Origin of the sequence: Paenibacillus chungangensis, from assembly GCF_042675905.1 — a bacterium.
GTDB classification, from domain to species: domain Bacteria; phylum Bacillota; class Bacilli; order Paenibacillales; family Paenibacillaceae; genus Pristimantibacillus; species Pristimantibacillus chungangensis.
The window spans coordinates 831,138-844,915 of the sequence record NZ_JBHTJZ010000005.1 but is presented as its reverse complement, the minus strand read 5'-3'; the positions used below and the strand labels follow the sequence as shown (position 1 = coordinate 844,915).

The window sequence follows — 13,778 nt, the reverse complement described above, 5'->3', positions numbered from 1 at the left end:
TTCATCATCACCCCTCAAGTGTAGTAAAGGACAACATTCTTATCCCCCTCCAGCTAAGTGATTCACACAATCTTTACTTGGTGTCCTTCATCATTTCTTGCCATTCACTTAAATAAACTACCCCTTCATTATCGCTCGGATCATCAGGCAGCCAAGAAATAAGCTCCAATTCATTGCCGTCAGGATCGTTGAAATACACAGCCGCCGCTGGCATCCAAGCATGAACAATGGGTTCAGTTGGTTCTTTTCCTAACATCGCAACGGGTTGAATTCCTTTTTCTTTAAGCCAGTCAATTGATTTCTTTAACAGATCTAGATCCGTACCAAAAGCAAAATGTCTTTTGTTGATTTCATTTTCTTTTGGTACTTCCCAAAGACCAAGTATTTGACGATCCTTACCAACGTATAAAAAAGCTCCTCTTCTTCTCTCTACCTTTAAACCCAATTCAAGCCCTAGGTTAACATAGAAGTCAATCGATGTTTCAAGATCTTTTACTTGCAAATGTGTTTCATACAAATTGTGAATCATGATTTTCCACTCCTTTAAAATAAGTCAGTTATCATATCGATCAGGTTTACTGTTAGCTGTTGCTTTCATAAAACGACATGCTGATTTCTCATTTGTACTTTAAGATTTCTTTTATTTCTCTTAATTCTTCTACTATTTCTTGTGTTTGCTTTGTAGCTTTAGAGTTATCAATACCTAGCTTCACAATTAATGCGCCTAGCAAAAAATAGATAATTATCATTAAGATCATGCCCATCATGAATCTCACCTTTCGCTTGCTGAATGTCATTCAGTTGTCAGTGTATTTCCTCGAAATGATTTCTTCATCCCATATTGGCGCCTCGCCGCTTACTCTTCAATAGCTGCTAAAGCGGGCATCATATCCAAGATAGCTGAGCCATACGCTTGATGACTGACGATAACTCCTTTTCGAGCAACGAGAGTGACAACGGCTTGTGACAACCCTTTTTCCGTCCATCTTTCGACCAAGTGTTCACTGAATTTTAGTGCTAACACAGCGCTCGCTCCTCCTCATTCTTTCATTTTTTCTATTTTTACAGCTCCAGTTTGGGCAGGGTATGAATCCGCAACATCCTTAGTAAACCATACCTTGACTTGATCACCAATATCATACCTCTTGAAGGATTGGATTCCTTTAACAGTTATCCAGTAAGCACCTTTATATTTACCGGAATTTATGATTTCGTTTACCTCTCCAGTTATCTCTTCTTTCGTAATACCGCTTATAACCAGTATCCGACTTCCATCTTCATCGACTACTCTCCCAATCAGATCTGCCTCTCCTCTCGTACTTTCAAATAATATAAATAATAAAGTTAAGATACCGAGCAAAATGAGCGATATAACAATCGTTTTTTTCATTCTGTCTCCTTTCTGTGGATTTTTGAATACCGACTTGCCTATGAATTCCAGTTCTACAACCATTTCGAATCCGGAACAGTCTCAACGGCAACTCAGTCTGAACATCTGCGTTATTCTTTTATTCTCGATAACAAGGCCAAAAGCCTGCATGCCAGGCTTTTGGCCTTGTTATTCATCCAATAAGCTACAGACCATGCTCCGAACATCATGAACGATACGAGGAAACTGAAGCTCTAATACCTGACCTAACCCCAGCCCGAAATCAACACACTCGACATCAATACCAATGACGGTAACATGAAGCAGCGGATACATGACTGGAATGATCGAGAAGAGATGAAGATCATGTATCGAAATTCCTAATTGAAAGAAACCAATCTCCTCAATGGGATGACACGATACATCCCCGACCTCTCGATCTGACTTCACCGCATCGACGATTATTAATCGATCCACGCCTTCCATTACCCTCAAGCAGAAGTCGATATCTGTCTCGCCAACCAAATACTGAATTTCTCCTGACTCATTCTCCTTCAGTAATGTCTCCGCTATGTAAACGCCGATTCCATCGTCACGCATCAACCGATTGCCAATGCCCAGCACAAGTACTTTTTTCATCCGAATACCTGAAACGTTTTTGAAGGGTGACCTGGACGATGTACATGCGTAGCGCAAGACATGCAGGGATCGAAAGACCGCAGGATTCTTCCGAGCTCGACAGGGTGATCCGGATCCGCGATCTGTGTACCTAACAGCGCTTGCTCAGCCGTGCCCTTGTTGATAGAGGTACTGGCCGAGAAATCCCATCCGGACGGCGTAATGATTTGATAAAAAGACAGCTTCTTTTCTTCAATCTTCAACCAATGACCGAGCGCCCCTCGGGTCGTATCGGTCAGTCCAGAGCCCATCGCTTGATCCGGTACATCCCATCGCTTTTGCACAGCGGTTCCGGGTATGATTTGATCCAGCAGGACTTCGATGACCTCTATCACTTTTTTAACCTCTAATGCACGTGCAAGGGTCCGATCCATAGTCGAAATTCCGTTTCGATAATTGCCGCTTAACCAGAGCCTCGCCAGGGGACCGACCTCAAAAGGCAAACCATCGTATCTCGGCGCTTTCACCCAGGAATAAGCATTTGGCTTTTCCATATCCGGCTCTGGCATCGATTCTAGTGGACGGTTCGGGCTGTTTCCGATGTACCAGGACTGATCGTGATACTCTGTTATTTTATCGGGATCGAATGGCAGGTAGGAACCGTGCTGATATAAGCCTGGCTTAACGTATAACGTCCCGAGTTCCGAATAATCAAAGAAAATGCCATAACTCATCAAGTTACCATGTCCTTGGCCAATCTGGAAATAGTCGGGATAATACTTCGCCAACAAATAAGCATCCGAAATAAGCTTCTCATTCGTAAATAGGCTGATTTGTTTCAAAATGGACTTTGCCCGAACAAGCTGATCCACCGAGGCCGGCGTAGAATACCCGCCCACGAACACACCGTGGTTGTGCGGGGCTTTCCCTCCAAAGGTCGCCAGCAATTCATGCGCCAAGCGGCTGATCGGCAAGGAATCGAAATAATGCGCTGCGATCCTATCGTTAACCGATGACGGCAGACGAAAATCGTTGTGTTCCGAGTCGTAGATCGTATTCAATTTCGGAATCCTTACATAATCCGGCACTCCGTATTGGTAAAAGTGGCGAATATGGTTTTGAAGAAACTCACTCGCGTGAATGACGTCCCGTAAATACCTTCCTTGCTCCGTAGGAACCACGCCCAGAGCATCCTCCAACGCTAACGAAGCCCCTACGGAATGAGCCGTGGAACATATCCCGCATATACGCTGTGTTAAATAGATGGCATCGAAGGGGCTCCTCCCCACCATCATTTGCTCGAAGCCTCGAAACATGGTCCCTTTTGTCTTGGCTTCCGTTACTACCCCGCCCTCCACGGTAACATCGAGCTCCATAAATCCGCTCATTCGCGTAATAGGATTAATTACGATTCGTCTCGTCATATTAACCCTCCGTCGTCTCGTAGGATATAAACGGAGCCATCTGGTCCGGAAAACCGTATTGGGAACAACCGATACAAGTACTGGCCCCGATCGGCCAGTTGATATGATCGTTCCAACGACGCGTCGGGCAATCTACGCGAGTAACGGGGCCGCGGCAACCCAATTTGAATAGGCAATACGGCTCTCCCAGCGTTTTGGAGAAAATTCCTTTGTGAAAATAATCAAGTCGCGGGCAGCGATCATGGATCAAGGTACTGTAGAACAACAGCGGGCGGTCTCTTCGATCTAACGCGGGCTCTCCAAAGGCGATAAGGTGAGATAACGTCCCCAAGAACCAATCCGGATGGCAAGGGCATCCGGGCAGCTTGATTATTTTTCGCTCCAGTACTTGCTGCAAGCCTACGCTCTGCGAGAGGTTTGGCTTCGCAGCTGACGGTCCCCCATCAACGGCGCAGGCTCCTACAGCTATGACATGCGTCGCTCTGGCCCCTAACATTTTAGCGGCTTGCAACCCTGTCAACGGTTTTCCGTCATAGCTCCCCACGATCTGGTACATGCCGTTATTCTTCAGTGACACGGCTCCCTCGACGGCTAATATGAACGGCTCGTTTGAACGAAGCAGTTCAAACAACCGATCCATGGCTTGGTTTCCTTCCGGAATCATCAAGCTGTTGCTATATACCAAATCAACCATCGAAGTCATCATGTACGCAAAGCCCGGATTTTGACCGTTTAGCAATGAAATAATATTCCCGGAGCAACCGTTAAGCTCTAGCCAGACCAATTTCGGTTTGGATGCGTTCCCTACGGCCAACTTCCGCTTCGCGTCTTCAAAGAGTCGTTTCGCGATCGCTTCGTTGGTGACGGGCTCAGGCGGCAGAATTGTTTGTTCCGTCAATCAACTAACCTCCCCACCGGTGTAAGTGTATTTAGAATCCACTGCTCCCCAGCATGACAGGAAGCAAATTCTTGCGTGAGGTCTTTTCCAGCCGATAAGCCGAAATGAGAAGCGGCCGACCAAGCCGCATTATTGGTGACGTCATACACGATTCCTTTTACCGCTACATAAGCCGGCCTTCCATTTCTGCCGTCGAATTGAGCTAGTTGTTCACGAGTGAAGGATTGTTGCGGATTTGGACTGGATGGCATCGTTTGCGACTGAGGCATTCCCTGACTCGGCAAGGAAGCAGCAGGAAGCTGTGGCTGAGCAGGCATTGCGGACATTGGAAGCGCGGTAGGCATAGTCATTTCCCCGGGTGAACTAGCGGATGTGTAGGGGCAAGAAGAACCCTCGAGATGAGTAAGAAATTGGAGCTGATCTACTTTATTCCAGAGTTGATTTAAGGTTAGGTTTTTCATATCGGGATCTTGCGTCACGTACAATAGTCGAATCAAGTATTGAATTTCTGAAAATAATATATTCTTTTGTTGCCGAACAAGCGCTGGATTCGACACAGGTACTTCCTCCCATAACGTGTTTTATGGGCATCTTATTCGTTAACGTCGAAAAAGGTTATCGTCGATTCGCGGCGAACCGCTGGTTCCTCCATTCCTTCTTGAATGGCAACCAGTTGCTTCTGAAGCAATGCTGCCGTGTTCAATGCTTCCGTAAGCTCCGATCGCTTAGCCTTATCGTGATCCGGATAACACGTTTTCAACTGTTCAGTTTGTATCGTTACCAGTTGCACCATATCGCTTATAGAACGCAAGACGACATGGACAGGCACGACGGCGCCAGGATTAACTCGGCACATAAGTACTCCCTCCTTCAGTTCAACATATTCGAGGCAACGGCGTCCCGGATAACATGCCGAGCTCACGCATTCCGCCAATAGCGGTTTGTAACCAAAGGGTTCCGTTTCCTTCTTGGGTATGACCTATTTCACAAGCCAGTTCATTTCCTGGAATCGAGCGCAAGAAATCGACTAGCTCTGCTGCTTCATTGCTCGCGACAATAAACAGGACCTTTCCTTCGTTTGCCAAGTATAGCGGGTCCATGCCCATGACCTCGAGCGCCCCTTGAATCGCCGACTGAATCGGAATCGCTTCTTCCTGTAATGTCATATCCAGATTTGTAAGGAGTGCAATCTCCTTCAATGCGGTTGCGATGCCTCCGCGAGTCGGATCTCTCATGAAGCGGACCGTTGCAAAGCGTTCCAGAACACGATCGATGACCGGACGCAGCACTTGGCAGTCACTCATGACGGGAGGAGAAAATTCAAGTTCTGCTCTGGTGGCCAATATGGTTATCGCATGCTCGGCGATTCCACCGTTGATGACAATTCGGTCGCCGGCTTGAATATTGCGATACGCAAATTTTCCCGGATGCTCCATGAATCCGATACCCGTCGTGTTTATGATCGCTCCTCCGCACATTCCTCGTTCTACGACTTTCGTATCCCCCGCCACGATGCGCACTCCCGCTTCATGCGCAGTAATAGCCATTGAATATACGAATTTCTTCAATGTTTCTATTTCGAAACCTTCCTCCAGAACGAACCCCACCGTAAGGAAAGCCGGTCTAGCTCCACTCACCGCCAAATCGTTGACCGTGCCAGCCACCGCCAGCTTACCGATATCCCCGCCCGGGAATTCCAACGGCTGAATGACAAAGCTGTCTGTGCTTACTGATATTTGCCGTGTATCTATTGTGAGCGAAGTGGCGTCGTTCTGCTCGAGCAATGCCGGGTCATCGAAATAAGGAAGAAACACCTCTTTTACAAGATCCTGCGTTAGTTGTCCTCCGTCGCCATGTGCGAGTACAATATTGCCCGATTGCCTTTTTCTACGCATTACGTTTTTTCGTCCTTTCGTAGCGGAAATAGGTCGAACAGGTTCCTTCCGAAGAAACCATGCAAGGACCCAACGGCTGAACCGGCGTACATGCTTTTCCGAACAACTTGCAGTCGAAGGGGGACTCCTTCCCTTTCACGATCTCGCCGCATCGACAGCCTTTGATTACCGTTGGCATGGATACAGCCGCCTCAATATGGATTGAAGCATCATACGCAGCGTAATTCCGGTGAAGGGCATACCCACTTTGTTGTAGTGATCCGAATCCGCGCCATGGAGCATCTATAACCTCGAAACATTGGGATAGAAGTTGTTGAGCCGTCCTGCTTCCTTCTTGAGTCACGACACGTGGATATAAGTTTCGCACCGTGCGCCTTTTCCTTTCCAGATCTCTCGTTAAGATGCCGATGGATAGCAGCAAATCCATTGGATCGAATCCTCCAATGACGGCCGGTACGTTACGCTTCTCCAAGTGGCTCCATCCATTGCGTCCAATTATGACGGACACATGACCGGGGAGAATGAAGCCGTCTAGACGATGCGATTCGTCGGAAAGCAGCGAATCCAGCGCAGGGGGCGTCCGCTTATGCGCGGAGTATACATAGTAATTCCGCAGCCCCTTCAACGCCGCTTCCTTTAGAGTCAGCGCAACGCCGGGGGCAGTCGTCTCAAACCCTACACCGAGAAAAACAACGTCGCGGGAAGGGAATTCTTCGGCAAGCCGAACGGCTTGCGAAGCGGAGTTCACGACTCTTACGTCCGCTCCTTTCGCCCTCTCACGCTCTAGCGTGGATCGCGATCCCGGAACGCATAGCATATCCCCGAAAGTCGCTACGATCACATCTTTCTGGCCCGCATAGGCGATCATCTGGTCAATATCTTGTTGATCCGTGACGCACACCGGACAACCGGGGCCACTGATTAATTCAACATATGGAGCTAGAAGGTCCCTGACTCCCGTCTTACTGAAGGCAACCGAATGCGTACCGCACACCTCCATGAATCGAAGCTTCCTCCCAACCCTCGCGCAATTCCGGCGGAGATAAGGTTCGATCAGCCGGTACAACTCCTTGCTATTCGCCGCGTCCCTGTGTTTCATCCATAAGTTCATTCTTCGCCGAGCATCTCCTTCCAAAGTGCCAGTCCGTCCAGCGCCCTCTCTTCATCTACGATTTGAATTGCTTCTCCGGCGTGAACCAGCACATATTGCCCCTTCTCCACATGCTCCAATAGCGCGATACCTACCCTGAACCGACTTCCCATATAATCCACCTTGGCTTGCTTCTCCCACTCATCTACTTCGATCACTATCGCAGGTACCGATAAGCACATGCTCCTTCGCCCACCTCCATAATCCGCACACGGCCTGGCCGAGGGATATCCCTCCGTCACCTGAAGGCATAGTACGGTGGGTATATACAGTAAACCCCTCCCGAAGTAATCGCCGCTTCGCGTCGGATAGTAGGTAGCGATTATTCCAAACCCCGCCACTGAGTACAACCTGACGAATGCCGGTTTCATTGCTAGCCGCTCGAACGCCTTCCGTCACCATCGCCGCCACGGTGCGATGAAATTTTAGAACGATCAATGACGTCGGCAAGCGGTTATCGAGGTCGATTAAGAGTGATCGAATGGTCGGAGTAACGTCCCATCGCTCCTCGACAATTTCGAATGGGTACACATCGCCCCTGTCCTCGTCATCGCCAGGTTGTTCTGCGAACGGATCGGCGAGCTCGCTGAGTTGAAGCGCCGCTTCGCCTTCATAAGTACTCTCCATACAAATGCCTAGGATTGCGGAGACGCCGTCGAACAACCTCCCGGCACTGCTCACACGCGGCGAGGGGAGTTTACCGGTAAGCTGAGCGAATAATATTGGGAAATGCTTGCTGTACTGCGGAAATCGTTTCGTAATGTATCGCAGTGTCGTATGGCGGTCGTGGGTCGCTGCATCGATCAGGGATATGCCGATCATCCATGGATTTCGAATTGCTGCTTCACCGCCGGGAAGAAGGAGGGGGTGTAGAGAACGGATGCGTCTAAAATTGTTGAAATCTCCCGTTAACACTTCGAACCCCCAGACGGAACCGTCTGCTCCGTACCCCGATCCGTCTAATATACAGCCAATGACCGGATTATCGAGTTCATTCTCCACCATGCAAGCAGCCATATGAGCGTGATGATGCAGTACGGGGTACTGATCAATAGGCTTCCCCGTTAGTCCCTCTTGTGAAATGGCGTAGTTCGGATGCGGATCGTAAGCAATGATTTCCGGACTGATATCGAATAATTGCATCATATGATCGCGAACCTGGCGATGAAAGACCAAATCTTCGTTTGTGTCCATGTCGCCTAGGTGTTGGCTTACATACGCGACTCCGTTTTTAATAAGACAGCAGGTATTCTTCATCTCTGCCCCAATGCCAATGACGTCCGGGTGTCCATGAGCATATAACGCTGGCGGCAACGGGATTCGAAGCGGGACAGGTACATATCCGCGTGCGCTTCGAATCAATCGGAATTCCTGATCGACGACGTGTCCGACGGAGTCGTCGATCGGCACCGCTATATCCCGTGAATGGAGAAGCAAGCCATCTGCAATACCACGAAGACCTGAAAGAGCATCATCGTTTCTGTATGTCATGGGATGACCGCTTGCATTCCCGCTTGTCGCCACAAACCATCCTGAACCTTCCGAAATTAATATATGATGCAACGGCGTATATGGAAGAAACACGCCGATACGTATCAACCCCGGCGCAATAGCGAGCAAAGGAAGCAACTGCTTTGCATGTTCTTTGGGTTTTAATAATACAATTGGTGCTTCCGGACCCGTTAATGCTTGCCGCTCTGCCGCAGTCACAACGAAAAGATTCTCTACATCATTTAAATCCCTTGCCATCAAAGCGAAGGGCTTACGAGGTCGACGTTTGCGAATACGAAGATTATGTATCGCTTGTTCTTGGGTAGCGTCGCAGATGAAATGGAATCCCCCAATTCCCTTAACGGCAAGGATTCGTCCTTCACGAAGTGCCTCCGAGGAAGCGAGTAGCGCTTCGCTTGAAACGAACGAACGAACGGAACTCCTGTACTCGATCGCAGGGCCGCAGTGGGGACAGGTGAGGGTCTGAGCATGAAATCTTCGATCGAATGGGTCTATATACTCTGAGCGACATGATTCGCAAAGTGGAAACGATTTAAAGGTCGTATGTTCTCGATCATAGGGAATTTTCCTCAAGACGGAGTATCGAGGACCACATGAGGTGCAACTGGTGAAGGGATAGCGATAATATTTGGAGTGTGGATTATGAATATCTTGCATACATTCCATGCAAGTGGCAAGATCCGTGGGGAAACCGCCTTCGCCTGCTCCGTCTTCCTTACTTGCTTCAATCGTAAAATAGGCATCATGGCTTATTGGCAATCTTGTCACCCGGATATGATTTACCCGAATCGGAGGCGTCGGATCGTGGCGCAATTGATAAACGAAGGCTTTAATTTGATCGTTCGTCCCTTCAGCTTCGACGATGACTTCCCCCATAATGTTTCTGACAAATCCACTAACTCCAAGCCGTTCTGCAAGCCGGTACACGAACGGGCGGAACCCGACCCCCTGAACCGTTCCTTTCACATCGAGTTGGACTCGTGTTCGTTCTTGAATTCCCTCACGATACCTAGAATCCATCGCATCCACTTGTCGATCCCCTCCCCTGTTACGGCGGAAACTCGAAAATGAGAAGCGTCAGGATTTAATCGCCGTGCCTCCGTCTCATAGTATTGTTCGTCAAAGTTGACAAAGGGGAGCAAGTCTATTTTGCTTATAATCAACGCATCGGCGTATGTAAAGACATTCGGATATTTCTCGACCTTATCCGCCCCTTCCGTTACGCTTAACATTGCGATTCGCTGGTGCTCCCCCAAGTCGAAATCGGCTGGACAAACCAAGTTCCCAACGTTTTCTATAAATAAAAGATCGACTCTATGAGCCTTGAAGTTCTGAAGTGCATCGTGCACCATTCGCGCATCGAGATGACAAGCGCCATCGGTATTAATTTGAACCGCTTGGATACCAAGATTGGCAATCCGCTCTGCATCAATAGTAGTACACAAGTCGCCTTCGATAACACCGACCTTGATATGGGCACGCAACTTCGGAATGAGTTGCTCCAGCAAGCTTGTTTTTCCTGCACCAGGAGAGCTCATCAGATTCATTACGTACATTCCTCTTTCATTTAGGAAGGAACGATTCCGCTCCGCCCACTCTCCATTCCCGCGAAGAACATCCCGCTGGATCGAAATTTGAGCGCTCATTGTTTTACTCCCCCTCGATATAGGAGATCGTAAATTCCCTGCCGGGGCAAATCTCCCATCGCAACACGGCATGTTCCATTAGCGTACCGCTTTTCAAGTATTGAAAGGCAAACTCCAAGGCATCCGGCAGAACGCTCATGTTCTCGCCAATCAGAAGCTTAATTTTTGATATTCTGGATAATCCCTCTTTCTCGGCTACCTCCATCACAATTAACATAATCTCATGAACGAGACTGACTTCATGCATAGCATACCTTCGTCGAAATATATGTCATATCTTAGTTTATGGAACCGCATCGACAGTTATGACGAACGAAGCCCTCAATCGGTGAGTAGCAAGATAAAAGCTCTGATACTACGGTGTTAGTCAAATTAGCTGTCTTGATTTTTCAAAAAGAAGTTCTCTTCAAGATAGCGATTTTTGTGCAACCTGAATGAAAGTCATTTTCAAGTTCATATTGATGTGCACCCGCTGTCATATACTCAATCGCTTTGCCCTTGGCAACAATCGTTTACATATAGTTTAAGTCATACAGTTTCTTCGTCATATCGTGTTACCCCAACTTGATTTCATTGTATCTAAGTAAAGCTGTACTACCCACGTCTGAATAGGAGCTAAAAAGCGAAGCTCTACTTTAAACTATTTATTCACATGAGATCAGGAGCTTTATCCAACACTAGATTTAGTACGATTTTATGTTCTAAAAAAGCTTTTAACCCACATAGAACTATCGTATATCCTCCCATTGCGTCAATACATTGGTTTAAAACTTCATCAGTATTTCCTACAAAACCATAGTTTTCAATGGAAACAAGAGTCTCGTTATTGGTTGTTTGGTTAAAGAGCCATTTTATAAAAGTTCCATCTGACGACACAATAAGGATACGTTTATTTTTCTCGATATCTTTCACATAAATTTCATCTGAAACGCCATACATCTCCCACTCCCAAAGAACGCGTTTGCCAATTTCTAACCTACCACTACTTTTGGTGAACCAAAAGTTTGAGGTAATCTCTGGATTAATAAAGGCTTCAAAAACTTCTTCGACAGGTTTTCTAATAAGCATTTCAGTTTTTACAACCGGTTCCTGTTTAAATAAAGTCATGAGATACTCCCTTTCTCAGAAAATGTATATCTACATTTATTTTCTCCTTGTTCTATCCAGCACCTAATTCCTTTCCAAGGAGGCGACACAACATGAATACGGTGTTATCTGATGTCTGCGCCTTCCTTGAATAACCTTCAAAATCCCTCTAAATCAAATGCCCTAACAGATTTTGTTAGGGCATGATGTCATTTATATACGTCTCCTCTTGGTCCTATACGCACTACATATATCAATAATTCATTATCTTTGATTTCATAAATGATTCTAAAATTTCCCACTCACAATCTGAAAACTTGGTCTTCAGATCCCTTCATTCTCTTTACATTCGGAGAACCTATTGGATCATCACACAACAGATCAAGGGCTTGGAATATTCTCCTTATCATTGGTTTATCTAGTTTCCCAAGTGTTTTTTCAGCGTCATTCGAAAATGCAACTCTATATTTCGAACTCACGCTTCAAGTCCTCCAATAATTTTGTCTGTCCGTTCTGATATTCAATTCGACCTCTTTCTAATGCCTTTACTTTACATCTTCACTTGTTAAATATTCATCTTCTTCATCCTCTTGATTTTCGAGTAACCATGACAAAAAGCTTTTGGCTACTACTTTATTCTTATCGTTCAGATGATTCAAAATATAGTCGATATCATCATGTTTCGAAGTACTCATTGGCATTGGCCTCCGGGTAGTTCATCTTTATTATACTCCAATATATCAGGATGCTCCATAATTTGTTGGTTTTATACACTTCTTGAGTTTACTTTCATATTTGCGCTTGCGCTAATTTCTTATAACGTTTTTGTATTCACGTACTCACTCAGGGAGTTGTCCGCAGTATCAGCTTCTCCGAATATTACTTCTGCGGACCGAGGGCGTCAGCCCAATGCGTGAATGCGGTGTTAACTGATGTCGTCCCCTTCTTGAAATTACTTACACCTGTTTTTGGATTGTCAACAGTAAATCAGACAGCTTTTTTAAGGGCTGCTTGGCGGTACTGAACAGGAGTCATGTACCCTAGTGATCCATGAATTCGATGCTTGTTAAACCAGTTGACGTAGTCGTATAGTTCCAATTGCAGGTGATGAAGGTTTTGGAACTCCATCTGATGGATGAACTCCGTTTTCATGACCTTGTATGTCGCTTCAGCTACAGCATTGTCATAAGGACAACCCTTCCCGCTTAGCGATCGACCGATCTCGAAGGTATCCAGAAGCTCGTCCATCGTTTGATTTTTAAACTCACTCCCACGGTCCGTATGAAACCACTGGATTTGGCTCAGATCGCCATCTACCGTAGAAAAGGCACGCGAAACCAGAGCAGCGTCCTTATGTGGACCTGTACTATGACCATTGATTGCTCGATTGAGCAGGTCAATGAGAGTGCATACGTAGTGCCACTGGTGCCCTACCTTCACATACGTTAGATCACTGACCACAAAGCGCTTAGCTTCAGTCTGATCAAACTCGCGATCTAACACATTCGTCGTTGCGGCCTCATTACAGGCCGCTTTGCGGGGCTTATACTGGTTTATACTGGTATACGTGGAGACCAGGCCCTGCTCTTGCTGATTCGGCCAATACGGCGTCTGGACACGACGAGTCCTTGTTCCTGGAGCTTGGATTTGATCTTTCGTGTACCGTAGGCGTTTCGATTCTTGTGGAAGATATCCACAATTGCCTCAGTTAACATATCTTCACTCGGTCGTTCTTTGGCTTCATAATAGTACGTATTTCTTGGGATTTGCAGGACGTTACACAAAGCTGATACTGAGTATTTATCAAGGTTATTCCGGATGATAGCTACTTTCGTCCCATGATCAGCGCTGCTTGCTTTAAAATATCCACCTCCATCTTCAAACGCTGGTTCTCTTTTCGTAGCGCCATCAATTCCGCTTCTTCGGACGAACGATTATCCTTCTCCTTGAAGGAGCCCGTTTTCTGAGCTTGCTTGATCCAGCGGTCTAAAGCCGATGCTGTGAGGTCATAGTCCTCCACAATCGCTGCCCTGGACTTCCCATTTTCATAGAGCTTCACCATCTGTTTTTTGAATTCTGCTAACCTTTCTTGAATCTCTCTAATTATGCCGAGCATCTGCGATAACAGGTGCTCACTTTATTTCAATGAAAGAAGAAGATAGTTCATTAGGGAATCGATT

Annotated in this window: 18 protein-coding genes and 1 pseudogene; all 19 read right to left on the bottom strand. The window is 46.7% G+C overall.

Annotated features, from left to right (window positions below):
- Positions 1–73: 73 nt before the first annotated feature.
- The 19 genes and pseudogenes from ACFQ2I_RS06490 to ACFQ2I_RS06400 all read right to left on the bottom strand — a co-directional run bounded on the left by ACFQ2I_RS06490 (position 74) and on the right by ACFQ2I_RS06400 (position 13,714).
- Complete coding sequence (locus ACFQ2I_RS06490; RefSeq protein ID WP_377562874.1) at positions 74–529, bottom strand: VOC family protein; 456 nt, start codon at positions 527–529, stop codon at positions 74–76.
- A gap of 88 nt (positions 530–617) precedes the next feature.
- Positions 618–767 carry a hypothetical protein gene (locus ACFQ2I_RS06485; RefSeq protein ID WP_377562873.1) on the bottom strand — a complete coding sequence of 50 codons (150 nt, stop codon included), beginning with the start codon at positions 765–767 and terminating at the stop codon, positions 618–620.
- A gap of 89 nt (positions 768–856) precedes the next feature.
- Positions 857–1,024, bottom strand: coding sequence for a hypothetical protein (locus ACFQ2I_RS06480; RefSeq protein WP_377562872.1), 168 nt, complete (start codon positions 1,022–1,024; stop codon positions 857–859).
- Positions 1,025–1,039: 15 nt separating this feature from the next.
- Complete coding sequence (locus ACFQ2I_RS06475; RefSeq protein WP_377562871.1) at positions 1,040–1,390, bottom strand: DUF3221 domain-containing protein; 351 nt, start codon at positions 1,388–1,390, stop codon at positions 1,040–1,042.
- A gap of 168 nt (positions 1,391–1,558) precedes the next feature.
- On the bottom strand, positions 1,559–2,008 hold the full coding sequence (locus ACFQ2I_RS06470; protein WP_377562869.1) for a hydrogenase maturation protease: 450 nt from the start codon (positions 2,006–2,008) through the stop codon (positions 1,559–1,561).
- A complete protein-coding gene (locus ACFQ2I_RS06465) occupies positions 2,005–3,411 on the bottom strand; it encodes a nickel-dependent hydrogenase large subunit (RefSeq protein WP_377562868.1) in 1,407 nt (468 codons plus the stop codon). Before ACFQ2I_RS06465 ends, ACFQ2I_RS06470 begins: the two co-directional genes overlap by 4 nt.
- Position 3,412: 1 nt before the next feature.
- Complete coding sequence (locus ACFQ2I_RS06460; protein ID WP_377562867.1) at positions 3,413–4,309, bottom strand: hydrogenase small subunit; 897 nt, start codon at positions 4,307–4,309, stop codon at positions 3,413–3,415.
- Complete coding sequence (locus tag ACFQ2I_RS06455; protein WP_377562866.1) at positions 4,306–4,866, bottom strand: cytochrome b5 domain-containing protein; 561 nt, start codon at positions 4,864–4,866, stop codon at positions 4,306–4,308. Before ACFQ2I_RS06455 ends, ACFQ2I_RS06460 begins: the two co-directional genes overlap by 4 nt.
- Positions 4,867–4,901: 35 nt before the next feature.
- Positions 4,902–5,165: a hypothetical protein gene (locus ACFQ2I_RS06450; protein ID WP_377562865.1), complete on the bottom strand. Its 264-nt coding sequence runs from the start codon at positions 5,163–5,165 to the stop codon at positions 4,902–4,904.
- A gap of 19 nt (positions 5,166–5,184) precedes the next feature.
- Positions 5,185–6,204: a hydrogenase expression/formation protein HypE gene (gene hypE / locus ACFQ2I_RS06445; protein WP_377562864.1), complete on the bottom strand. Its 1,020-nt coding sequence runs from the start codon at positions 6,202–6,204 to the stop codon at positions 5,185–5,187.
- Positions 6,197–7,315 (bottom strand): hydrogenase formation protein HypD, encoded by a 1,119-nt coding sequence (gene hypD, locus ACFQ2I_RS06440; protein WP_377562863.1) that lies wholly within the window; start codon positions 7,313–7,315, stop codon positions 6,197–6,199. The genes hypE and hypD overlap by 8 nt, the downstream gene beginning before the upstream one ends.
- Positions 7,312–7,536 (bottom strand): HypC/HybG/HupF family hydrogenase formation chaperone, encoded by a 225-nt coding sequence (locus tag ACFQ2I_RS06435; protein ID WP_377562862.1) that lies wholly within the window; start codon positions 7,534–7,536, stop codon positions 7,312–7,314. The genes hypD and ACFQ2I_RS06435 overlap by 4 nt, the downstream gene beginning before the upstream one ends.
- The gene (hypF, locus tag ACFQ2I_RS06430; RefSeq protein WP_377562994.1) at positions 7,496–9,886 is read right to left on the bottom strand and encodes a carbamoyltransferase HypF; all 2,391 of its coding nucleotides are present in this window, start codon (positions 9,884–9,886) and stop codon (positions 7,496–7,498) included. The genes ACFQ2I_RS06435 and hypF overlap by 41 nt, the downstream gene beginning before the upstream one ends.
- Positions 9,829–10,512 (bottom strand): hydrogenase nickel incorporation protein HypB, encoded by a 684-nt coding sequence (hypB, locus tag ACFQ2I_RS06425; RefSeq protein ID WP_377562861.1) that lies wholly within the window; start codon positions 10,510–10,512, stop codon positions 9,829–9,831. The genes hypF and hypB overlap by 58 nt, the downstream gene beginning before the upstream one ends.
- A 4-nt stretch (positions 10,513–10,516) precedes the next feature.
- Positions 10,517–10,759, bottom strand: coding sequence for a hydrogenase maturation nickel metallochaperone HypA/HybF (locus ACFQ2I_RS06420; protein WP_377562860.1), 243 nt, complete (start codon positions 10,757–10,759; stop codon positions 10,517–10,519).
- A gap of 401 nt (positions 10,760–11,160) precedes the next feature.
- Positions 11,161–11,619, bottom strand: a complete 459-nt coding sequence (locus ACFQ2I_RS06415) for an SRPBCC family protein (protein WP_377562859.1) — start codon at positions 11,617–11,619, stop codon at positions 11,161–11,163.
- Between the two features lie 188 nt (positions 11,620–11,807).
- Positions 11,808–11,900, bottom strand: coding sequence for a type II toxin-antitoxin system RelE family toxin (locus tag ACFQ2I_RS06410; protein WP_377562858.1), 93 nt, complete (start codon positions 11,898–11,900; stop codon positions 11,808–11,810).
- A gap of 243 nt (positions 11,901–12,143) precedes the next feature.
- Positions 12,144–12,293, bottom strand: coding sequence for a hypothetical protein (locus tag ACFQ2I_RS06405; protein WP_377562856.1), 150 nt, complete (start codon positions 12,291–12,293; stop codon positions 12,144–12,146).
- Positions 12,294–12,585: 292 nt separating this feature from the next.
- A pseudogene (locus tag ACFQ2I_RS06400) lies at positions 12,586–13,714 on the bottom strand (IS3 family transposase).
- Between the last annotated feature and the right edge of the window lie 64 nt (positions 13,715–13,778).

Bases quoted from the DNA above. Each gene is read 5' to 3' on its own strand.
- ACFQ2I_RS06470 (WP_377562869.1), bottom strand. From the start codon at position 2,008: ATGAAAAAAGTACTTGTGCTGGGCATTGGCAATCGGTTGATGCGTGAC.
- ACFQ2I_RS06415 (WP_377562859.1), bottom strand. From the start codon at position 11,619: ATGACTTTATTTAAACAGGAACCGGTTGTAAAAACTGAAATGCTTATT.
- ACFQ2I_RS06450 (WP_377562865.1), bottom strand. From the start codon at position 5,165: ATGTGCCGAGTTAATCCTGGCGCCGTCGTGCCTGTCCATGTCGTCTTG.
- ACFQ2I_RS06485 (WP_377562873.1), bottom strand. From the start codon at position 767: ATGATGGGCATGATCTTAATGATAATTATCTATTTTTTGCTAGGCGCA.
- hypB (WP_377562861.1), bottom strand. From the start codon at position 10,512: ATGAGCGCTCAAATTTCGATCCAGCGGGATGTTCTTCGCGGGAATGGA.
- hypF (WP_377562994.1), bottom strand. From the start codon at position 9,886: ATGGATTCTAGGTATCGTGAGGGAATTCAAGAACGAACACGAGTCCAA.
- ACFQ2I_RS06490 (WP_377562874.1), bottom strand. From the start codon at position 529: ATGATTCACAATTTGTATGAAACACATTTGCAAGTAAAAGATCTTGAA.
- ACFQ2I_RS06405 (WP_377562856.1), bottom strand. From the start codon at position 12,293: ATGAGTACTTCGAAACATGATGATATCGACTATATTTTGAATCATCTG.
- hypE (WP_377562864.1), bottom strand. From the start codon at position 6,204: ATGCGTAGAAAAAGGCAATCGGGCAATATTGTACTCGCACATGGCGAC.
- ACFQ2I_RS06435 (WP_377562862.1), bottom strand. From the start codon at position 7,536: ATGTGCTTATCGGTACCTGCGATAGTGATCGAAGTAGATGAGTGGGAG.
- ACFQ2I_RS06420 (WP_377562860.1), bottom strand. From the start codon at position 10,759: ATGCATGAAGTCAGTCTCGTTCATGAGATTATGTTAATTGTGATGGAG.
- hypD (WP_377562863.1), bottom strand. From the start codon at position 7,315: ATGAACTTATGGATGAAACACAGGGACGCGGCGAATAGCAAGGAGTTG.
- ACFQ2I_RS06465 (WP_377562868.1), bottom strand. From the start codon at position 3,411: ATGACGAGACGAATCGTAATTAATCCTATTACGCGAATGAGCGGATTT.
- ACFQ2I_RS06475 (WP_377562871.1), bottom strand. From the start codon at position 1,390: ATGAAAAAAACGATTGTTATATCGCTCATTTTGCTCGGTATCTTAACT.